Below are 21,924 nucleotides of genomic sequence, written 5' to 3'. Positions count from 1 at the left end.
ATTAGGAGTTATATCTTCTTAAAAGCGTCTCAGGAAGCTTTATCGCTTCTCATCCCTTATTTTCAAGAATGATGATAACCAAAAATTCAAAATCTTTATGATATTCACCTAAGGTATAAAATGTAAAAAAACAGTTGCACTTTTTAAAAACGTTTGTATAATTACCTCTTAAATAAACAAATTGAAATGGGAGGGAGTGCTTTGTTTAGACGATGTACATCAGCTGATCATGAAAAGATCATGGAATTTTTGTTAGAAGAACGGGCAATGAACCTATTTATTATTGGTGATATTGAAAATTTTGGTTATGAAGCAGACTTTCAAGATATTTATGCTCAATTTGACAATACTGGAGAAATTGAGGGGGTCTTGCTACGGTATCAGAATTCCTACATTCCTTACGCAAAATCTGTGATTGATTTAACAAAAATGATAGAAGTCATTTCAGCGGACCCTGAACTAATGATGGTCTCTGGAAAAGATGAAATCGTAAGCAGTATTCAACAACTAATCCCATTAAACAAAGTGAAGTTAACTTATTTTGCTGAGTTAAAAGACAGCCTTTCGATTCAAGAAGTAACACTTGATTATCCAGTAAAAAAAGCAACCCTAGATGAAGTAGAGAGGGTCTTTGAGCTTCAGGAACAAATTAAGGAATTTAATTTTAGCTCAGCATCAAAACAAAGCTTTATACGTACACTTGAATCAAAAACTGGCCGTTCCTTCTATATTGAGAATGAAGCAGGAAACATTCTTTCCATTGCCTCGACAACAGCTGAAAATCAGTATTCTGGCATGGTCGTTGGTGTATGCTCACATCCTTCTGAACGACAGAAAGGTCTTGCATCTATCGTTATGACAGAGCTATGCAAGGTACTACTGTCAGAAGGTAAATCACTTTGCTTGTTTTATGATAATCCTAAGGCTGGTCGAATTTACAAAAGACTAGGGTTTAAGGATATCGGGATGTGGAGAATGGCATATCCTAAAGAACAAAGCCCAAGTGACATATAAACTAAAACTCTCATGATTTAGCGGAGGCTCTTAGCTGAAACAGTCGCCTCCGCTTTTTCCGGAGATTGAAAACCTTTATATCCTCTAGTTAAAAAACAACTTTAGCTCTTTTCACTTCTAAATAGTTACTAGTTTTAGCCCTATAATATTTTTTCTAAAGCTTTCCTTTATTTAAAATCCTTCTAACTACTTATTTGAACTAACATGATAGACTTAAAAGGAAAACGATTAATAAAAATCGAATACTTTCTTTAGGAATATTGATTTATTTCTTACTTTCCTAGTAAAGAACCTTTCATTTTTCTTCTAATTGTTATACAATTCCAATTATGTACGTCTAGATAAGGAGATTTTCTTCCCTTAATAGCGAAAGGAGAACGACAGATGAAAAAAATACTACTTACATTATTAATGGGGCTATTAGCATTCTCACTTGCTGCATGTAATGATGATGAAGAAAAAGAGAAGAAAACAGCAACATCCGAAAAAACAACTGAAGAATCAACAGAGGAAAAGGCTACCGAAGAACAAACTGCTGCTGATGCTGAAGAAATGCAAAAGAAACTTGAGGCTCAAAAAGTAAAGGATGATAGTGTAGTTGCTATTGTTAATAGTCAAGAGATTAAGGGTTCTGAATACAATGAAGCATTAAGTATTTCGCAAACACAATTTCAACAAATGGGACAAGACCCAACGACAGATGAAACAGCAAAACAATTAAAAGACTATACACTTGAAAGCCTTGTAGGACAGACTTTGCTCATGCAAGAAATTGATAAAAAAGGATATAAAGCGACTGAAGAGGCAATTAATAAAGATTTAGATACGATCAAAGCTCAATATGAGAATGACGAGGCATTTGAAAAAGCTTTAAAAGATACTAACCTTTCACTTGAAGAACTAAAAAGTCAAATTGCTGATAAAGTTAGATATAGCCAATATGTAGAAAAAGACTTAAAAGTTGAAGAGGTTAAAGAAGAAGAGTTGAAAGAGTATTATGATTCTATGGTTAGTTCAGTTGCAGAAGGTCAAGAAACACCGAAATACGAAGATGTTAAAGAAACTTTAAAAGTTCAGCTTGAGCAACAAAAAACGCAAGAAAAACTTGGTGCTAAAGTAGAAGAACTTCGAAAAGACGCTAAAATAGAGTTGAAAATATAATTTCAGATCGAAAAAAGCTGTGTGGATGTCACACAGCCTTTTTCATTTAGTTCTTATATATTTTCAACATGGTATGCGCATTTGTCTGAAATTCATATGAAACCTTTTCCTCTTCAAATCTAATTCCACTACCAAGTTCACTTAGCAATTCTTCTAAACGCTCATATCTTTTCCCCTCTAAATCAACAAGCGGAAAAATACGGAGTTCTTCTTTTGTAACTCTTAATAGCTCTTTCAATGTTTTAAGGTGAAAGGAATAATCTAGTCTATCCCCATACATAAATAGAAAATGTGCAGATAAAGTGAAATCAAATTCATTGTTTTGAAAAGGCAAATGGGGGAGTGTTGCTGTTACGTATTGCCTAGGAAATTTCTTCATACTAGCTGTGCAATCTTTTAATGCTCTTATTCGTTGATTTTTCAACTCTTCTATACTACTAAAAAAATCCCATTTATATCCATGTTTTATCTTCTCCATACCCTCCATGGCATGGACAATATCGTTTAAACCCTTTTTTAATAAGCTTTCTATTGGAACAGTGTATGCGATATCACATGCTGTTACATCAAAACCTTTTTCCTTTACAACTGCAGTAAAGGAGCATGCTCCTGAAGGACATTCTAAAATCCTTTTTCCCTTTAGCTCATTTTCTTTTAATGAAAACATTTGAACATATTCTTCATACGTCCTACCAATAAACACAATACGGTCTAAATCTAGCTTATTACTCGCCTCAACTCTACTCATCTCTTCTCACCTCTAATTATGAAATTCTCTTACATATATATAGTATTACAAAATTCACTTAATTAACAACCATTTTTTCAAAAGATTACCAACAGTTAATAATTACACATCAGAGATGGATAACTGTAAACTTGGGCTTTCCTACAACAAAATTGTGACATATTTGTTTACATCAATTGCAGTGTTACTTTATTGCACAGCAAGTTTTTAAAAGATGCTTTAATCACTTCCTCCTATTATTACCCTATCCATCAAAGGCTTCGTTTAAAGTTTTGATATCTATTTTTTTCTCCATTTGGAGCATTGCTTTCATTACTCTTTCTGATTTTTCTGAATCAGGGTCACTTACCATTTCGAATAGGGAGTCAGGAATAATTTGCCACGAAACCCCATACTTATCCTTTAGCCAACCGCACACTTGGGCTTTTTCGTCTCCACCTTCAGAGAGTTTTCCCCAATAATAGTCTAATTCTTCTTGTGACTCACAGTTAACAATAAATGAAATTGCTTCTGTGAATTTAAATTGAGGGCCACCGTTTAACGCTACGAATTTCTGTCCTTCTAGTTGGAATTCCACGGTCATTACTGTTCTCTCAGATATCCCGTTGATTTCATGCCTCGCTTTTTTATAATGAGTGATTCTTCCGATTTTGGAATTTTTAAAGATTGAAGTATAAAACTGTGCCGCCTCTTCTGCTTGTGTATCGAACCATAAGTTAGATGTTATTTTTTGGATTTTGTTTTTCATACTACTCTCCTTCCTTTCTTATATACGATTTTTTTCTAGCATATACTACTTATTCATTATGGGACAGTTTAAAAATAATAAAACGTGCTCCATTAAATGAAGCACGTACGTTCAATCACTCAGTAATATTAACAAATATATCATCCACAGCTGGCTCTTTTTCAATTAACCCAGACTCTTTCATCCAGTTAATTGTATCTTCCCATTGTTCCTTACTTTGGCTTCCAAAGCCTTCATCTGATTCCATAAGTGGTAATAGTATGTCTAAGCTTTGTACTTCTACCTCTTCGACTAGTGGAAAGTTGGCTTCATCCTGATTACTTAATAGTATGTTTAATGCTTCTTCAGGGTTTTCAGCTGTAAATTCATAGCCCTTTGTTGCAGCACGCCAAAATGCTTTAATGCTATTTTGTTCTTCTTCCCATGTTTTGTCACTTGTAACTGCTATTAACTCATTGTAGCTTGGAATACCATATTCAGTTGGGTTAAGATTACGAGTTTCATAGCCTTCATGCTTTAATACAGGTACTTCATGATTGATATATGCTCCAATCACTGCATCTACTTTTTCACTAACGATGGAAGACCCTAATTCAAAGCCAACATCAACCATTTCAACGTTATCAGGATTCCCACCATCTGCTTTTACCATAGAATTAATAAGAGATTCATTTAGCGGTATCCCTGGATAACCAACAGTTTTTCCTTCTAAATCCTTTGGAGACTGAATCTCACTTTCCTCAAGATAAACTACTCGATTTAATGGTGAGCGAACAATTGCACCAACAGACTTAATCTTTACATCTTGATTAGCACGAGCAATAATCACATCAGGTTGATAAGAGATTCCTAGTGTTATTTGACCTGCAGCTGCTAGATTTATCGGATCTGTAGGATTTGCCGGGAATTGAATGTCTACATTTAGTCCTTCCTCTTCAAAATATCCTTTTTCTTGGGCAACATACAAATAGCTATGAACCGCATTTGGATACCAATCCAACATAATACTAACATCCTTTAGTTCCTTTGTTACTTCTTTTTCTTCTCCTGCATTTTCTTTTGAAGTACTTTCACCACTTGAGCATGCTGTCAGTAAACCAAGCATAAAGCATAAAATAAGTAATAATAACTTTTTCATTTTGTTTTCCTCCATTTTAATGTTCTTTTTTCTAAGTAAACGACGAAAATAAATAAGATAATTCCTACTGCAGATAGCAAAACAATCGGAGCAAAAACACCTGCCCCATCAAACTGTGTCATCATTCGTCTACTAAAATAGCCTAAACCAGCTTGAGCACCAATCCATTCACCAATCGCTGCACCAATCACGCTGAGTGTAACTGCAACCTTCAAGCCAGAGAAGAAATGCTGGGCACATGAGGGTACTTGTAACTTAAAGAAAAGATCCTTTTTACTTGCTCCCATTGTTAATAATAGATCTCTGTATTCCTTACTCGTTGAGCGAAGCCCATCATATGTGTTTACTGTTATTGGAAAAAACGTAATAAGAACTGTCACGACAACCTTACTCCAGATCGAATAACCGAACCAAAGGACAAATATTGGTGCAAGAGCTATAATTGGTATCGTTTGTGACGCGATGATTATTGGATAAAACGTTCTTTCAACCATTTTACTTACACTCATCCACACCGCTAAGCCGACTCCAAAAACAATTGATAAGAATAAACCGATAAAAATAATTAACAAAGTTGCAGGTAAATGATCAACAAATAAAGGACCTTTTAATTCCCAAAGTTTACGAACTATATCAGTTGGCGCTGGTAGAATGAACCCCAAATCTATCAGTCTAGCCCCTACCTCCCAGATTAATAAAAAGCAACTAACCAGAAGGCATGCTGCGGCATATTTTTTCAAAACACTCATAGCTTCATCCTCGTTCGAAGCTGGTCAATCAAATAATCCTTCATCTCCAGTAATGCAGGCTTATTCAAATCCTTTAAGTTTCGCGGACGTCCGAGCGGAACCTTAACTTCTTCTATTTTACTAGTTGGCGTTTCCGTAAAAACGAAGATTCGATCTGATAAAAACAGCGCCTCATTCACATCATGTGTAATAAAAAGAATTGTTTCCTTCCGCTTTTGCCATTGAGCTAATAACCATTCTTGCAAAGAAATTCGTGTGATTGCATCAAGGGCGCTAAAAGGTTCATCTAACAGTAAGACTTGAGCACCAGTTAAAATAGTCCGTAAAAACGAAACCCTTTGCCTCATCCCTCCAGATAAATCACTCGGATAACAGTCTTCAACACCCTTTAAGCCAAATGCATCAAGTAATTCAAGAACCTGCTGATGTGCTTCACGTTTTTTAATTCCTTTTATTTCTAATGGAAGGGCGGCGTTTTCGACAATTGTCCGCCATGGTAAAAGCAGATCTTGCTGTGGCATGTAGCCAACCTGCCCAAGACGATTAGTAGCCAATTGATCCCTTAGAAAAATCTCGCCCTCTGTTGGCTGTTCCAATCCTGTAACTAACTTAAATAATGTACTTTTCCCAGAACCGCTTGGTCCAATTATACTCACGAACTCACCTTCGCTAATATGTATATCAAAATCTTTGAGGATCGGGTTTTTTCCTTCTTCATAGTGAAAGCTAACATTTTGAAACTTTAAGGCTGACTTATTCATCTGTCGGCCACATCTCTTCGTGGTAGGCCATATCCCAAAACATATATTCAAAACGAGTTGTATTGAGAAAAATGTCCTCTAGTTTCTCAAGCTCTGATTCTGACTTACCTTCAGCTAATTGATCAATTAAGTCGATACACCATGTAGCAAGCTGACCAAACTCATCTGAAGCGTACATACTTATCCACTCACCATAAAACTCATGTTCACTTGCACCTTTTCTTTGATTTAACTCTTTCCCAATCTCCCAATAGCTCCACATACATGGAAGTAGCGCGGAAACAAGCTCAGCAAGTGTTCCATTTTGACTAACATGGAGCATGTAATGTGTATAAGCCAGTGTTGTTGGTGACGGATTTGCTGTTTCAAGCTCTACAACAGAAATATCAAATCGTTTTGCATATTGACGATGAAGCTCCATTTCTTCATTCAGTGTTGAATGAAGTAATGCAGCAAATTTCCCCATTGTTTCAAGATCTGTTGCCTTCACTGCACCTAAGGCAAAAACCTTTGCATACTCAATTAAATATAAATAATCCTGAATCATGTAAAAACGAAACTTTTCCTTTTCTAATGTTCCATCCCCCATTTGAAGTACAAATGGATGGGTATGATTTCGATTCCATATCGGTAGAACCTTGTCATAAAGTCTTTGACTGAATTTCATTAAATTACCTCCTTTTAGATGAGCTCATAAAAGATGCCTTTTCACTCTTCTTTCATGGTAGTGTCACTTCATGCCCCTATTTTCAAGTGCGTTTCGTATGGCACCATTCATATATAAACTTTAAAATAACTTTCGTATACTCAATAAGCTGTTCAATTGAAACCTGCTCATTTACTGAATGTGCATTTTGTAAGTTTCCTGGTCCATAAATTGCTGTTGGAATTCCAGCAGCACCAAGCCAACCACCATCTGTTACTGTTGGAGAAACATCAACAACTACCTCGCTATCTTGAATTGCTTGGTGAGCAGACGCTAGCTGTTTCACACCAGGGTGGGTAGGATCGACCTCTAGAGAAGGGAAGATTTCACCACGATCAACGATCATTGACTTCCCACCCCATTCAAATGTCGGCGGATTTTCCCGTAACCACGGATCAGCTTTAGCTACATGAAGTAGATGTTCCTCGATTTCCTTTATGATTTGTTCATGAGATTCATTTGGATAATAATGCACAGTAATCCAAAGTCGACATTCATCCGCAATAAATGCAGCATGTCTACCACCTTCGATAACTGCTGGATTAATTGTATTTGTTCCCGGAATAAATCCTGGATAGCTTTTCATCACTGACCAATGGCGTTCTAACTCTTGCAGACCATGGATTATTTTCATCATTTTTTCAATAGCACTTGAGCCAAATAGCTTTCCACCAGCATGAATCATTTGTCTTCTTGTTGCATCATGGAAGGTTTCTGAGCTCCTGACAGTAATCCAGCCAGTAATCACACCGCCTTGGCCTTGTATATGTAAATCACTTGTATCCACGACAACAGCGAAATCTGCCGTATACCCTCTGTTACAGCATTCAAGTGTTCCTGCTTCCCCAACCTCTTCACCAATAACAGACTGAAACGTTAGGCTCCCTGGCAGTTCAATTCCTGCTTCATGTAAAATCTGAATAGCAAACAGTGCACCAGCTAAACCTCCCTTCATATCTGCTGCACCACGACCGATGACTGCACCGTCTTTTACAATAGGAATAAACGGATTAACTTCCCACTCCTCATCCTCACTAACCTCTGCAACATCAATATGACCGTTAATGATTAAGCTGTTATAGGTATCAGCTTGCTTACCTTCTAGAAAACCTACAACATTTGGATCATTCGGGTAAACATCCCACATATCAATGGAGAAGCCTTTTTCTCTTAAAAAGTTAGCAACAAACTGCTGTGCTTCCATTGTATTTCTTGCAGGGGGTGCTGGGGTTTTATATTCAATCAGCCTTTTAAGTAAATCAATAAGCTCATCTTTTCTTACATCAATTTGCTCTACTAACAGCTCGATTTGCTTTGTCATGTTATGCCTCCTTTAGTAGTGAAAAATCAGGCAAATTGCCTTATCATGTAGGTGGAAACCATAATTTGGACATAAAAAAACCACTTCTCATGGTAAGAAGTGGTTTGAATGAACATTATATGTATAAACGCTTGTTAAGTAATAAGTCTTTCGTTTTCACGCTTATATTCAAACACCTCTTCCCTACGCTAGTATTATCTAGATCAGGTAATAAGGGTCAAGACATCCGTCTCTCTCAGCTCCATAAAGCTCCCCTAGTGGTGAATCTATTAAATTATCAAATAACGATTAGGTTAATTACATTATTTTTAACACAATATGTTATATTTAGCAACAGATTTCATTTATCTGCTTGATTTTCATCCATTTCATGTGAACTTAAATCAAGACTATGAAGCACTAACGTTGTTAGCAAGTTGTTTTCTAGAATGGACTTTACGATCTTCAAACTTCTTAAATAAAAAACCAAAAATAGACGCTAAAATTTGTTGAAACAACATTCCGACAATGACAGGAACCGCTACTGCTGGTGGGAAATATTGAACTGCTATAACAGCACCGGCGCTAATATTGCGCATCCCCCCAGTAAAGATCATTGCTACTTTTGTTTCTCGATCTCTGTTTAACCAATTCCCAACTAACCAAGCTAGAAGATACCCTATAAAAGCGAGAATAAAAACAGTTATCGCAATAACAACTAATTTACTTGTAATCACTTTTAAATAAGGGGCAACAACTGCACCATTAATCATGACTACAGAAGCTAGCCCTAATTTAGCAAACGGTGCTAATGTTTTGCTGATATTTACGCTTTTCCCTTTTGATAAATGGTTTATGAGCATACCTATTATGGAAGGAAGAACCACCATATATATCAACCCTTTCATGATCGAAAAAGTATCGATCTCTACTTTCTGCCCAACAAGAAATGAGAGTGTATGTGGCACTAAAAATGGAGAAAGAATTGTATCAAATAAGATTATTGATAAGGCTAATACAGCATTCCCCTTATATATTGTGACCCAAATAAAACTAGTAATCCCTGTTGGAATAACAGCAGCTAACACCAATCCAGTAACAGTAAAGTGATCATTCACAAAGAGAAAATGCCCTGCAAACCATGCGATCACTGGCATCACGATGTGCAAGAGTAATAGAATAATGAGTAAAGGAAGTGGACTTTTTATAACTCCTTTTAGTGAGGCAAAATTAGAATTGAGACTTCCTGAAAACGTAATGAATGCAAAAATCCACGGAATTAAAAATGAGAAAATTAGTAAATGGTCGGCAAAGATAACACCGAGAATAACACTAACTGGTGTAATGAATGGCATAAACCTTTCAAGCTGCCGATTTACGGTTTGAAGCATGATGCATTCTCCTATTCTAATGATGGAACCTATGTATATGCCATTGTAACAAATTTTAGAAGGAACAAGTGGTTAATATGTTTAAAAAAGATGCACATTTTTCCGGATAAAGAAATATAGAGCTTTATTAGTAATTAACATTCTACACTTACTTATTATTTCAAATAAATGTATTTTTTAATGAGATCAAGAACCCTTTCAATATAGGAATCCTCATGTGGTACAAATCCTTGTTTCGTAACTAGTTTTTGTATTTTTACATGTTCACCTGATTCTTTCACTTCAAAACCTTCCACTAAAATGTCTTTTTTATTCCCAAACCATAGTTCTTGAAAGTCAATAACTTTAACCTTTACGATCCCTGAAACTTCTTCTTTCTGAAGGTTAAAATCATTAAAACGATGTTGATACTCATATAAGAAAACATGACAAAATTCGTTATCGAAAAATTCTTCACCTACTAAACAATCCTTTATTACGTCAAGTGAAAAGAGATCATTGATTGATAAATTCAGTCCAAGCTCTTCTCTAACTTCTCTTATCCCATCATGTATCGATTCATTGACCAAGAGATGCCCTGCAGCCGTAACGTCCAATAGCCCCGGGTAATCCTTTTTTGCTGCACTTCGAAGTTGAAAATAGAGATGATTATTTCCTTCTTCACTACTGATAAACCAGCAATGAAATGTCTCATGCCAATAGCCTTTTTTATGTACTTCCTTACGAGTCGCTACCCCTTGTTGCTTTCCATCTTTATCAAAAATCTTTAGTTGTTCATTTTGCATAATTCTTCCCCTTATTAATATTTCTCTAACTAAATATTACCATTATAAAAACTTCGAGTACACTATTGTGATCCTCCATTAGATACTTTGCTCCTACTCCTATTTTATGGATCAAATGAGTTGATACTAAATTTTCCATTTTTTAAAAGCTATTTTATTACAAAAAACACACAAAATAAATTTATCTAAAAAATATCGGAGTTGACATTTAGCTGTGAAATATACTTTATTAACTTTCATTTTATACTTGCTACTGTTTTCACTTGACCATCACCATACATATGCAACAACAGTCGAAAATCCTCCATCTCCAATAAGCTTTCAAATTGACTTGCAAAATTGGGATTCTATAGACGAGTTACTTCCAAGAAAATCGATATTTACTGTAATCGATGTTGAAAGCGGTAAGAGTTTTGATGTTCAAAGAAGAGCTGGAAGTGGACATGCTGATGTTCAGCCCTTAACTAAAAAAGACACAAAAATAATGAAGGCCATTTATGATGGAAACTGGAGCTGGCACCGTAGAGCGGTTTTAATTTTAGCACAGGACAGCAGCTTAATCCCTGCTTCTATGCATGGTATGCCACATGGTGCAGGTGCTCTTCAGAACGGTTTTCCTGGTCATTTTTGCATTCATTTTGCTGGGAGCACAACACATCGGACAGGTAAATCAGACATATCACATCATGTTATGATTCTAAAAGCTGCTGGAAAAATTGATGAATATATGAACAATCTGCCATCCTCCCAACTGCTAAATGTTTTTCTAGTTACAATTAAAAACGGAGATCAAAGCTTAGCTAAAAAAATCGCTTTAAGCAATCACAAGAATATAAAAAGGGAGCTTAAAAAAATAGACAAAATTGAAGCAATGCAATGGACCATCCTTCAAACAAAGGATCCTGACCCTTACTCATTAGTAACAAAGATCCCAGTTGAGCTCAAATTGTTTATTAAAAATATAGGACCTATTAAAACTGAACTTTCCTTTACATTGGTGAGAACCTCACCTGTTTCACCCTGGAAGGTAGATATTGATCCTCTCCTATCATCCATTAACTAATGAATATAGAAACTATTAAAGGTGGAGCTAATTCATGAAAATGATTTTAACGTTACTATTACTAACCATGCATCCAAGCAATCTTACTGATGACATATCATTAACCTTTGAAGGTGAAAAAATTAACGTTATTCATCGCTCTGAATATGGCATTCCTCCTTTTGAAAAGTCAATGATTGATCAGGAAAAATATAATCAATTGCTAAAAACACTTGAAACTGAAATTTATGAAGAACCGATTAATGCATCATTTGATAAATACGGAAACTTAGTTAGTGAACAGATGGGCCATAAGCTTAATCGAGAAAAATTTCGAGAAGCTTTTTATACAAATTTTTATTCTAATGGTTCTGCTTCCTTAGAGATTCCTGTTAATACTGTTTATCCAAAGGTTGACAGTGAGTTGCTATCAAGTATAAGCACGAAACGAATAAGTCAATATATTACTTATTTTAATAGTAGAAATAAAGAACGCTCACACAATATTTTTTTAGCATCAGAAGCAATAAATAACTTTGTTGTGTTTCCAGGAGAAACATTTTCGTTCAATAATGTTGTCGGTAAACGAACAATTGAGAAAGGATATTTATCTGCACCAATTATTGTAAAAGGCGAACTAGCAGAAGGAGTCGGTGGCGGTATTTGCCAAGTTTCCTCTACCCTTTTTAATGCTGTAGACCGAGCAGGGGTAAAAATTATTGAACGCTATTCACATAGTAGGAGAGTTCCTTATGTTCCTCCAAATCGTGATGCTACTGTAAGCTGGTACGGTCCGGATTTCACTTTTCAAAATCGACATACCCAGCCTCTCCTCATTCGTTCCAAAGTAATAGGAGGCCAATTACTTATTGTAATTCTTTCCTCTGATACATTTGAACATTATAAGAGAGAAGTTCCAAGTGCACCAAATGAGTTACCAAAAGAGGTACATACTAGTGGTGATAACTAAAACAAAAGTGCAGAGTAACAAAATAGCTCTGACGAAAATCGCCAGAGCTAACTATTTATTTTGATAACGATATTACACGACCTGTTTCAATCGCTTCCAGACAAGCTTCAATCACGCGCATATTTTGTATCGCATTTTCTGCTGTATAGATAGGCTGCTTATTATCTAATATGACTTGAGAAAAATGCTCGACCTCCAGCACATAATTGTCAGCCTGGTACTTTTCAATTCGTTCATCATTTTGTTTTTCAACTTTAATAATTCCGCCGCCATGTTGATCTGGTCGGAAGGCAAATGGAACACTTATTTTCCCCTTTGTACCGATCACTTCATAATACTGACTTTCATACATATCAAAGCTGCAATCAAATGTCGCCTGAATCCCATTTTCTAACTCCATTTGAACAGTGGTTGTTATATCCACTCCAGTTGCAGTATCAATTTTTGCTGTTGCTTTAATATCAATAGGTTCTGAACCAATGATATTGCGAATCGCATGAATACAATAGCAACCAACATCATATAAAGCACCGCCACCCACATTCTTTTTCATTCGAATATTAGTTTCACGATCACCTAAATAATATGAAAAGCTTGAACGCATTAGCTTTACATCACCAATTTCTCCACTTGCAATTATATCCCTTACCCGTTGATTCATAGGGTCAAATTGATACATAAAAGCTTCCATGAACTTTACATTTTGGTCATGGCAAACAGCAATCATTTCTTCCGTATCAGATGAATTAAGAGTTGCTGGCTTTTCACATAGAACATGTTTACCATACTTAGCTGCTTCAATCACCCATTTTTTATGCAGATGATTTGGAAGTGGAATATAGACTGCATCAATAGTCGGGTCTTGTAAAAGCGCCTCATAGCTTGAATGTGTATGTGGAATATTAAGCCTTTCAGCTATTTCGCTAATCGTATCTCTACTGCTAGCAATTGCAACTATCTCTGCATTTTTCGAACGGTGAATAGCAGGAATTAATTGCTCTTGGCCAATATTCGCCGTGCTAAGAATTCCCCAACGTACAACTGACATGTTATCTCATCCCCAAAAGTTTTTATTTTCTAAACGCTGCTAATCCTTCATTTAATTCTTTCGTTTGCTGGTAAACACCTTTATATAAAGTAAACAGCTCTTGATATTTTTCAACATTTTCAGCAATTGGCTCATAGGTTTTAGCTGGTTGAATAAAGAGATCCGCAATTTCTTGAAGTGAATTTGACCATCCAGCACCAAATGCTGCAAGAATGGCAGCACCAATTCCAGGACCTTGTTCACTTTTTAATTTAATGATTTTTGCATCGAAGATATCTGCTTGAATTTGCAGCCAAGTATCATTTTTAGCGCCGCCTCCAATTGAAGTAATCGTGTTGATTATTTTTCCACTTTCACGGAAAATCTCAATTGATTCATGCAAAGAGAACGTAATACCTTCTAACACTGCACGGACAAAATCCTTCTTTGTATGTGAGCCTTCCATACCTATAAAGCTTGCACGAATTGTTGGGTCAGCATGTGGCGTTCTTTCTCCAACTAAATATGGTGTGAATAATAAGCCGTTAGCGCCTACTGGAATTTGTTCAATACCGTCTAATAATGCTTCAAAAGAGTCATTTTCAGCAAAGACATCCTTAAACCAGCTTAAACTGTACCCTGCTGCGAGCGTAACACCCATTGTGTAAAACGCATCTTGTTTACCATGGTTAAAGTAATGAACCTTCCCCTCAAAATCACGATCGTTTCTCTCTTCATACGATAGTACAACACCAGAAGTACCTACACTGCAAAGCGTATTCCCCTCAGATAAAATTCCTGAACCGATTGCACCACACGCATTATCAGCTCCACCGGCAAAAACCTTGGTAGCCGGAGAAAGACCTGTTTTACTAGCATATTCTTCCGTAATTGTCCCTACACATTCATGTGATTCAACAAGTGGTGGACAAAGCTCCTGCTTAATATTGAATTTATTACATATTTCATTACTCCATTGCTTTTCCCCAACATTTAATAATAATGTTCCAGCTGCATCAGAGTATTCACTATGGATTTGTCCCGTCATCCGGAAGCGTAAGTAATCTTTTGGAAGCATGAACACAGCAGATTTTTCGAAGATTTCTGGTTCATGTTCTTTTACCCATAAAATCTTAGGAAGCGTAAATCCCTCTAATGCAGGATTTTTTGTAATAGCAAGTAGGCGTTCCTGACCTACAACATCATAAATTTGTTTACATTGTGGTGTTGTTCTTACATCATTCCAAAGAATCGCATTTCGTAACACATTATGTGATTCATCTAAAAGAACAAGTCCGTGCATTTGGCCTGAGAAACTTATCCCTTCGATGTCTTCCACATCACCTTTAAATTCGGTCACAAGCTCAGAAAGACCTTCACGTGTCTTTTCAACCCATTGTTCTGGCTCTTGTTCACTATACCCAGACTTCTCATGGATCAATGGATAGGATTTTGAAACTTCCTGAGCAACATTTCCCTCTTTGTCCATTAATAAAATTTTAACAGCACTTGTACCTAAATCAATTCCGATAACATACTTCATAGTAAAAACTCCTTATATTAAAATGATGGATATGTTATATATTAACACCCCTAAAGAAAACCCTTACAAAATAATAATCTAGCATTCTTTCTTTCATAAAGGGCTGTATAAAAACCTTATATGTATAATTAAATTACATTATTTCACTACCAAAATTATAACACCTCGAAAAATGTTTGTCTATTGGATAAACTAAGTTTATAATATAAGAATAAACTTAGTCTAGAAAAGAACGCTGAAATTAGGTGAGCTATTTGAAAACAATTACTTGGAATCAACAAGTAGTCAAGAAAAACAATACATCTCTTGTCTTTCGTACAATTACCCAACAAGAACCGATTTCAAGAGCTGATATTGCACAAGCATCTGGTTTAAATAAAGCAACCGTTTCCTCCCTAGTCAATGAATTGCTAGAAAAACAACTTGTGTATGAATCTGGTCCAGGAGAATCAAGCGGTGGTCGCCGTCCTGTCCTTTTGCATTATAATCATGTTGCTGGCTATTCAATCGGGATTGACGTGGGTGTAAACTACATTTTAGGGGTTGTAACAGATCTAAAAGGAAAAATCATAGCACAACATCATGTAAGTATCAAAAATACTTCTTTCGAATTTGTTATGCAACAAGTAAAATCCACAATCCAAACATTAATGAAAGATCTCCCAAATAGTCCTTACGGAGTTGTTGGAATTGGCATTGGAATACCGGGTATTGTTAATAAGCAAGGAAAAGTGTTACTTGCCCCAAATTTAGGCTGGAAAAACTGTGAAATTAAACAGCTTATTGAAAAAGAATTTGATCTTCCAGTTATCATCGAAAATGAAGCAAACGCTGGTGCATACGGTGAAAAACAATTCGGTGTTGGCAAAAAGTTTAACGATATCATTTATGTTAGCGCAGGTATCGGAATTGGTGTAGGATTAATTTTAAATAATAATTTGTACCAAGGTTTAAGCGGCTTTTCTGGTGAGATGGGCCATATGGTCATTCAAATGAATGGTGCACCTTGCAGCTGTGGAAGTAAAGGTTGTTGGGAAGCATACGCATCTGAGCATGCGCTTCTTAACAAAGCCGGAGTAGAAAAGGATTCTACACTTGAATCATTGATAGAATTAGCCTTAAAAAATGATATAAACGCAATTGAGTTATTCAAAGAAATCGGACAATATTTGGGTTATGGCATTAATAATATCATTAATACCTTTAATCCTGAACAAATCATCATCGGAAATCGCTTAGCAATGGCAAAAGAATGGATCGAGCAACCGCTACTAGATATCGTCTATTCCCATGCCCTTTCCTTTCAACAAAAGGACTTACAAATAAACTTTTCAGAACACTCAACCCACTCAGCTGCTTTAGGAGTAGCCGCATTTACTGCTGAGAGCTTTATTAATCGAGAATTAAAAGAATATTAATTTGTTTTGCTGGCTTGTATGATGCAAGCCAGCTTTTTATTTATGATTGGATATTGTTCAATTAATTGTAAGTTTCCCCAACTAAACAGGGTTTAAAATTCATCACTTAACTTCAATTAACACTCCAATGGGAGATTCCTACTTAATAATCTAATCCTTAGCGATACTTTCCACAAAAAATCCTCATATTTATTCCAATACAATTAGAAACAACATTAGTTTAACCTTAATAAGAAGGTGTTTATTAACATGGGAAAACAGCATAAAAAAGAAACAAAAAGGCATATGATATTCCGGTATATTATGATGATGGTAGGTGCATCATTAGCAGCCATTGAGTTATTTTTAGTACCGAATTCTATTATTGATAGTGGGATCATTGGGATTTCGTTATTAATCAATTATTTAACAGATATTAATTTTGGGATCCTAGCCTTAATTATCAATATCCCATTTCTCTTTGCGGGCTATAAGCATATTGGGCGGAACTTTTTCGTTTCATCCTTATTCAGTATCATCATGTTAGCAATTATAGAATCAAATTTGCATCATATAGATGCATTTACAACAGAGCCCTTACTAGCAACTGTTTTTGGTGGATTACTATTAGGTGCAGGTGTTGGTATAGTCATTCGCCATGGCGGTGCTTTAGATGGTACAGAGATTTTAGGTATTTTACTAACAAAAAAAATTCCATTATCTGTCGGAGAATTTGTTATGTTTTTTAATATTTTTGTATTTGGATGGGCAGGGTTTGTCCTAGGCTGGGAACAGGCGATGTATTCGATCCTAACCTACTATAATTGCATCGAAAAAAATTGACGCTGTGATACAGGGGCTTGATGAAACAAAAGCAGCGATTATCGTTTCTGATGAGTATGAAGAGCTTTCAGATGCGATTACATATCGTCTTGGGCGTGGAGTAACGAAGCTTTATGGGAAAGGATCAAGATAAAGAGGTCATCTATGTCGTTGTAACTCGATTAGAAGTTGCAAAATTAAAATCGATTGTTTCTGAAATAGATTCTAAAGCAACAATTATGGACACACAAGAATCTCATGGTGGCAGATTTAAGACTGCCATCCATTAAAAGATAACAAATACGTCTCTTGTAAGACCATAAGCTTTACATTGCTTATCTATGGGTACTTCAAAAAAAGCTAAAAACTCTGCATTCTCTGGAGTTTTTAGCTTTTTTCTATATGAAAGTGTATCTATGTATTGCGTATTAATCTAATTAAGGGTTAAGAACTCTAATTACAAAATGTAGTTTACTATCTAATTTGGATGCTTTTTTGTAAAACTTTAGACTTTTTTTGCAATAATCAGTGCTATTTTTGCAACTCTGAATTTTTTTTTTGCAAATGTCAGCAATTTTTTTGCAAACTCTGCACTTTATTTTACAAATCCCCAATATTTAATACCAAAGTCAAACTTCAAGTTTTCTAACACAACATATCAAATTATTGTCTACAGCCAGAGATAAAAAACAAAAATCCGGCTCCCAAAAGGAAACCGGATTGATTGGTAAAATAAGGTGCCGCGATTGCCGCATCAACATTATAGAGTTTTAAACCACCACTCCTAAAAGTGGGTGTTTGCAGAAGGTTTCATATCTTCCTCTACGCAATGAAGGCTTGATATTCCGACTTCAATATAAAACTCCCTATATCAGCTTAAAGGTTAAAACTTTATAAAAAATGCGAACAGCGCAGCTTGTATTGTTATAATACTAGAATTACTAGAAGAATGCAATAGAAGATTTATTATTTATACAACTACACTTTTGGACGGTAAATTTTTTTATCCCTATCAAATAGGAACCGTAGCTAGATTATAATTCCTTATTAGTACATTCTTCTACTAAATAAATGATCCTCTATTAAAAAGGCTCTTTCCTAAAAATTTACCGCTTCTTAACCCTTTATACTACTTCAAGAGATAATTATTTCAAAACAAATGGAAATAATTACACTTCTTTAATACTTCACATAAGAAAAGCTATGCTATTAGATTGCAATCCAATAAGATTATCGTACGTTTGTCCTTTTTACCATCTTGCTCCACTTGGATTTGGACAACTTTTTATAGAAAATTTAGCGCGATATTCTACAAGACATCCACTATGAGAGCATGTTGTTCCATACATTAAAGATGGACAAGACTTACACGTACTCATTCTTTGTTCAAACAATTCATTAGATACCAGTTGGCTTGCATGTAGCTTACTTTTTGAAAGGATTTGATCAATTTCTTGTTTTTTTATGATGACGTTTCTTGTACAACTTTTACAAACATTGGATGCCATCAGATCAACTCTTCCTTTATTGATTATGCAATTGTTAACAAAACAACTGACATTGGCGGTAAAGTAACATCTAATTGATCATTTTCAATTGAAGCTTGATTAAACTCAGTTGGTTTAACCACTTCTGGTTGCTCGAATGTATTGTGTGCATCAATCGTATCAGATGTAAGGATTGTACCTGATAGGCTTGAAATTTGCTCAGCTATTCCACGAAGCTGAATTGATAGTGAAGCAGATTCCTTGTGATCGATATTACATAAGCTAATATTTACTTTTCCATCTTTGTCTTTAGAAGCTGAAACCGTCACTTGTGGCACTTCTTGGTCATTGTATTTGTAGCTACCAACAGTAGCGTCAACAGATAGAAGCGTTGCATCCTGATGAACCTTGTACATATCGAACACATGATAGGTCGGTGTCAGAATCATTTTATCCCCTTCAGTTAACACCATTGCTTGTAAAACGTTTACAGTTTGCGCAATATTTGTCATTTGAACGCGATCACTATGCTTTTGGAAAATATGGAAGTGAACAGCAGCTACTAATGCATCACGAATTGTATTTTGTTGATAAAGAAATCCTGGATTTGTTCCTTGTTCAACATCAAACCATGTTCCCCATTCATCGATAATCATCCCAACACGTTTTTCTGGATCATATTTATCCATAATTGTTCCGTGTTTCGTAATTAACTCGTCCATATGAAGAGCTTTTTGCATCGTAATAAACCATTCATCTTCAGGGAAGTTAGTTGCAGAGCCCTTTCCTAACCAGAAGTCACCTGGAATTGTATAATAGTGTAGGCTTAAGCCATCCATTAGACGACCAGCTTCACGCATTAATACCTCAGTCCAATTATAGTCATCTACATTTGCGCCACCGGCAATTTTATAGATTTTATTATCACCATAGTTTCTTACATATGTTTGGTAACGGCGGTAAAGGTCAGCGTAATACTCGGGACGCATATTTCCACCGCAACCCCAGTTCTCATTACCTACACCAAAATATTTTACATTCCAAGGTTCTTGTCTACCATTTTCCCCACGCCAATTTGCCATTGGAGACTCACCATCGAAGGTCATATATTCTACCCATTCAGACATTTCTTGAACAGTACCACTACCAACGTTTCCACAAATATAAGGTTCACAATCTAGTAATTCACATAACAACATGAATTCATGTGTTCCAAAATGGTTATTTTCAACCACTCCACCCCAGTGTGTGTTAACCATACGTTTACGTTCACTTCTAGGTCCGATTCCATCCTTCCAGTGATATTCATCTGCAAAACAGCCACCAGGCCAACGAAGCACTGGAATGTTAATTTGTTTTAGTGCTTCTAAAACATCATTTCGTATTCCTTTTGTATTTGGGATCGGTGAATCTTCTCCAACCCAAATTCCTTCATAAATACAACGACCCAAATGTTCTGCAAAGTGACCATATATATTACGGTTTATCGTTCCTTTTTCTACGTCTGCATTAATAACGATTGAATTTTTCATCAATTAGTCCTCATCTTTCTTTAATATATTGTTAGGAAAATAAAGAAAGCAACGAGAATATTAATTAAAGTAATAATAAGTTAATCTCGTTGCTCTTTCTGTTCTAATTATTTAAAAATAACATCGTTCCAGCGTAATTCATTTTTGAATGCATGTTTATTTGTATCATTATTTATTAGTACACATTCAATTCCTACAAGTTCAGCCCAATCTCTTAATTGTTCCGTTGTTACTTTATAAGAGAATACAGTATGGTGAGCACCACCAGCGATAATCCAATTCTCAGTACCTTCACTTAGTGATGGTTGTGGAGACCATAGAACTCTGGCAACTGGTAGGTTTGGTAATTCAATTTCAGGTTGTACAGCATCAACTTCATTGACAACTAGACGGAAACGGTGTCCTAAATCAATAATTGATGCATTTAATGCAGCACCAGTTTTCCCATCAAAAATCATTCGGGCTGGGTCTTCTTTTCCACCAATTCCTAATGGATATACTGCAATTTTCGGTTTTGTAGCTGAAATGGTTGGACAAACTTCAAGCATATGTGAGCCTAATACAAGCTCATTGCCTGGCTCAAAGTGATATGTGTAATCTTCCATGAATGACGTGTCTTCATTATCTGCAACGATTTTCAATGTACGAAGTAATGCTGCTGTTTTCCAGTCGCCTTCTCCGGCAAATCCATATCCTTGTGCCATTAAGCGTTGAACAGCAAGTCCTGGTAATTGCTTCATTCCGTGCAAGTCTTCAAAGGTTGTTGTGAAAGCAGTATAATTTCCTTCCTCTAAAAATGCTTTCATTCCTAACTCGATTCTTGCTTGGTAACGAATGGATTCACGAACAGCAGATCCTTCAACCAATCCTTCAGGTACAATGTCGTAGTCTCTTTCATAATCTTCCATTAGCTGATCTACTTCTTGTTCTGTTACATCATTCATTCGTTGAACTAAATCACCGATCCCAAAGCCATCAACTGTCCAGCCAAGTTTAATTTGTGCTTCAACTTTATCGCCTTCAGTAACAGCCACATTACGCATGTTATCCCCGAAGCGTGCAACTTTTAGGTGTTGACCTTCTGAAAATGCAACAGAAGTACGCATCCAGCTACCAATTTTGCTTCTTACATCACTGTTTTCCCAATGACCAACCACAACTTTTCTTTTTACATTCAATCTGCTGCCCATAAAGCCAAATTCACGGTCACCATGTGCTGATTGGTTTGTGTTCATGAAATCCATATCAATGCTATCCCAAGGAATATCACGGTTAAATTGAGTATGAAGGTGTAACATTGGTTTTTGTAGAGCTGTAAGTCCAGCGATCCACATTTTTGCAGGAGAAAATGTATGCATCCATGTGATAATACCGGCACAATTCTCATCTGTATTTGCTTCTAAACATAATCTACGGATCGAATCTGCTTCTTTTAACACTGATTTAAATACAAGTTTATATGTAACCGAAGGGTCACGATCAAGCGCCTCTGTAATAACTCTTGAATTTGCCTCTACTTCTCTGATAGTTTCCTCTCCGTATAAGTCTTGACTTCCTGTTACAAACCAAAATTCATATGGTTTAACTGTTAACATGTTGTTTC

At 35.9% G+C, this 21,924-nt stretch carries 19 protein-coding genes, 1 other RNA gene, 1 pseudogene and 1 riboswitch; of the genes and pseudogenes, 6 read left to right on the top strand and 15 right to left on the bottom strand.

What is annotated here, in order from left to right:
* Nucleotides 1–201: 201 nt before the first annotated feature.
* Together I7822_RS12905 and I7822_RS12900 are read left to right on the top strand one after the other, a co-directional pair.
* Nucleotides 202–1,014 carry a GNAT family N-acetyltransferase gene (locus I7822_RS12905; RefSeq protein WP_207978694.1) on the top strand — a complete coding sequence of 271 codons (813 nt, stop codon included), beginning with the start codon at nucleotides 202–204 and terminating at the stop codon, nucleotides 1,012–1,014.
* 384 nt (nucleotides 1,015–1,398) lie between these two features.
* Nucleotides 1,399–2,175, top strand: a complete 777-nt coding sequence (locus I7822_RS12900) for a SurA N-terminal domain-containing protein (RefSeq protein WP_207978692.1) — start codon at nucleotides 1,399–1,401, stop codon at nucleotides 2,173–2,175.
* A 46-nt stretch (nucleotides 2,176–2,221) separates the two neighbouring features.
* On the opposite strand, the gene I7822_RS12895 is transcribed toward I7822_RS12900, so the two are convergent.
* From I7822_RS12895 to I7822_RS12855, 9 genes are all read right to left on the bottom strand, one after another.
* Entirely contained in the window at nucleotides 2,222–2,923 is a 702-nt protein-coding gene (locus tag I7822_RS12895) for a class I SAM-dependent methyltransferase (protein ID WP_207978691.1), read from the bottom strand.
* 244 nt (nucleotides 2,924–3,167) lie between these two features.
* Nucleotides 3,168–3,671 (bottom strand): VOC family protein, encoded by a 504-nt coding sequence (locus tag I7822_RS12890; RefSeq protein WP_207978689.1) that lies wholly within the window; start codon nucleotides 3,669–3,671, stop codon nucleotides 3,168–3,170.
* Nucleotides 3,672–3,786: 115 nt separating this feature from the next.
* Nucleotides 3,787–4,809 (bottom strand): ABC transporter substrate-binding protein, encoded by a 1,023-nt coding sequence (locus I7822_RS12885; RefSeq protein ID WP_207978688.1) that lies wholly within the window; start codon nucleotides 4,807–4,809, stop codon nucleotides 3,787–3,789.
* Complete coding sequence (locus I7822_RS12880) at nucleotides 4,806–5,558, bottom strand: ABC transporter permease (protein ID WP_372442151.1); 753 nt, start codon at nucleotides 5,556–5,558, stop codon at nucleotides 4,806–4,808. The genes I7822_RS12885 and I7822_RS12880 overlap by 4 nt, the downstream gene beginning before the upstream one ends.
* Entirely contained in the window at nucleotides 5,555–6,319 is a 765-nt protein-coding gene (locus I7822_RS12875; RefSeq protein WP_207978686.1) for an ABC transporter ATP-binding protein, read from the bottom strand. The genes I7822_RS12880 and I7822_RS12875 overlap by 4 nt, the downstream gene beginning before the upstream one ends.
* Nucleotides 6,312–6,986 (bottom strand): thiaminase II, encoded by a 675-nt coding sequence (gene tenA / locus I7822_RS12870; RefSeq protein ID WP_207978685.1) that lies wholly within the window; start codon nucleotides 6,984–6,986, stop codon nucleotides 6,312–6,314. The genes I7822_RS12875 and tenA overlap by 8 nt, the downstream gene beginning before the upstream one ends.
* Before the next feature lie 82 nt (nucleotides 6,987–7,068).
* The gene (locus I7822_RS12865) at nucleotides 7,069–8,346 is read right to left on the bottom strand and encodes an acetylornithine deacetylase (RefSeq protein ID WP_207978682.1); all 1,278 of its coding nucleotides are present in this window, start codon (nucleotides 8,344–8,346) and stop codon (nucleotides 7,069–7,071) included.
* Between the two features lie 163 nt (nucleotides 8,347–8,509).
* Nucleotides 8,510–8,612, bottom strand: a riboswitch (TPP riboswitch).
* A 123-nt stretch (nucleotides 8,613–8,735) separates the two neighbouring features.
* Nucleotides 8,736–9,716, bottom strand: a complete 981-nt coding sequence (locus tag I7822_RS12860) for a bile acid:sodium symporter family protein (protein ID WP_243459442.1) — start codon at nucleotides 9,714–9,716, stop codon at nucleotides 8,736–8,738.
* A 155-nt stretch (nucleotides 9,717–9,871) separates the two neighbouring features.
* Entirely contained in the window at nucleotides 9,872–10,501 is a 630-nt protein-coding gene (locus tag I7822_RS12855; RefSeq protein WP_207978681.1) for an NUDIX hydrolase, read from the bottom strand.
* A 214-nt stretch (nucleotides 10,502–10,715) separates the two neighbouring features.
* Between I7822_RS12855 and I7822_RS12850 the strand changes: the two genes are divergently transcribed.
* Complete coding sequence (locus I7822_RS12850; protein ID WP_207978679.1) at nucleotides 10,716–11,564, top strand: hypothetical protein; 849 nt, start codon at nucleotides 10,716–10,718, stop codon at nucleotides 11,562–11,564.
* Nucleotides 11,565–11,598: 34 nt separating this feature from the next.
* On the top strand, nucleotides 11,599–12,513 hold the full coding sequence (locus I7822_RS12845) for a VanW family protein (RefSeq protein WP_207978677.1): 915 nt from the start codon (nucleotides 11,599–11,601) through the stop codon (nucleotides 12,511–12,513).
* A 55-nt stretch (nucleotides 12,514–12,568) separates the two neighbouring features.
* Here I7822_RS12845 and I7822_RS12840 read toward each other — a convergent pair whose 3' ends face one another.
* Together I7822_RS12840 and xylB are read right to left on the bottom strand one after the other, a co-directional pair.
* On the bottom strand, nucleotides 12,569–13,561 hold the full coding sequence (locus I7822_RS12840) for a Gfo/Idh/MocA family protein (protein WP_207978675.1): 993 nt from the start codon (nucleotides 13,559–13,561) through the stop codon (nucleotides 12,569–12,571).
* 22 nt (nucleotides 13,562–13,583) lie between these two features.
* Entirely contained in the window at nucleotides 13,584–15,083 is a 1,500-nt protein-coding gene (xylB, locus tag I7822_RS12835) for a xylulokinase (protein ID WP_207978673.1), read from the bottom strand.
* A 254-nt stretch (nucleotides 15,084–15,337) separates the two neighbouring features.
* On the opposite strand from xylB, the gene I7822_RS12830 reads away from it, so the two are divergent.
* Together I7822_RS12830 and I7822_RS12825 are read left to right on the top strand one after the other, a co-directional pair.
* Entirely contained in the window at nucleotides 15,338–16,501 is a 1,164-nt protein-coding gene (locus tag I7822_RS12830) for an ROK family transcriptional regulator (protein WP_207978671.1), read from the top strand.
* Between the two features lie 249 nt (nucleotides 16,502–16,750).
* Nucleotides 16,751–17,592 (top strand): annotated as a pseudogene (locus I7822_RS12825) (YitT family protein).
* Between the two features lie 443 nt (nucleotides 17,593–18,035).
* Here the strand turns inward: I7822_RS12825 and ssrS are convergent.
* The 4 genes from ssrS to araA form a co-directional block, all read right to left on the bottom strand.
* Nucleotides 18,036–18,223, bottom strand: a non-coding RNA gene (gene ssrS, locus I7822_RS12820) — 6S RNA.
* Nucleotides 18,224–18,552: 329 nt separating this feature from the next.
* Complete coding sequence (locus I7822_RS30665) at nucleotides 18,553–18,810, bottom strand: DUF6171 family protein (RefSeq protein ID WP_372442150.1); 258 nt, start codon at nucleotides 18,808–18,810, stop codon at nucleotides 18,553–18,555.
* Nucleotides 18,811–18,833: 23 nt separating this feature from the next.
* Complete coding sequence (locus tag I7822_RS12815; protein ID WP_279381963.1) at nucleotides 18,834–20,321, bottom strand: alpha-N-arabinofuranosidase; 1,488 nt, start codon at nucleotides 20,319–20,321, stop codon at nucleotides 18,834–18,836.
* A 107-nt stretch (nucleotides 20,322–20,428) separates the two neighbouring features.
* Entirely contained in the window at nucleotides 20,429–21,916 is a 1,488-nt protein-coding gene (gene araA, locus I7822_RS12810) for an L-arabinose isomerase (protein WP_207978667.1), read from the bottom strand.
* Nucleotides 21,917–21,924 lie beyond the last annotated feature (8 nt).

Origin of the sequence: Metabacillus bambusae, from assembly GCF_017497975.1 — a bacterium.
In the GTDB taxonomy this organism is placed as follows: Bacteria; Bacillota; Bacilli; order Bacillales; family Bacillaceae; genus Metabacillus; species Metabacillus bambusae.
Note: the sequence above shows the minus strand (reverse complement) of the source record. Positions and strands in the feature narration are given on the sequence as shown.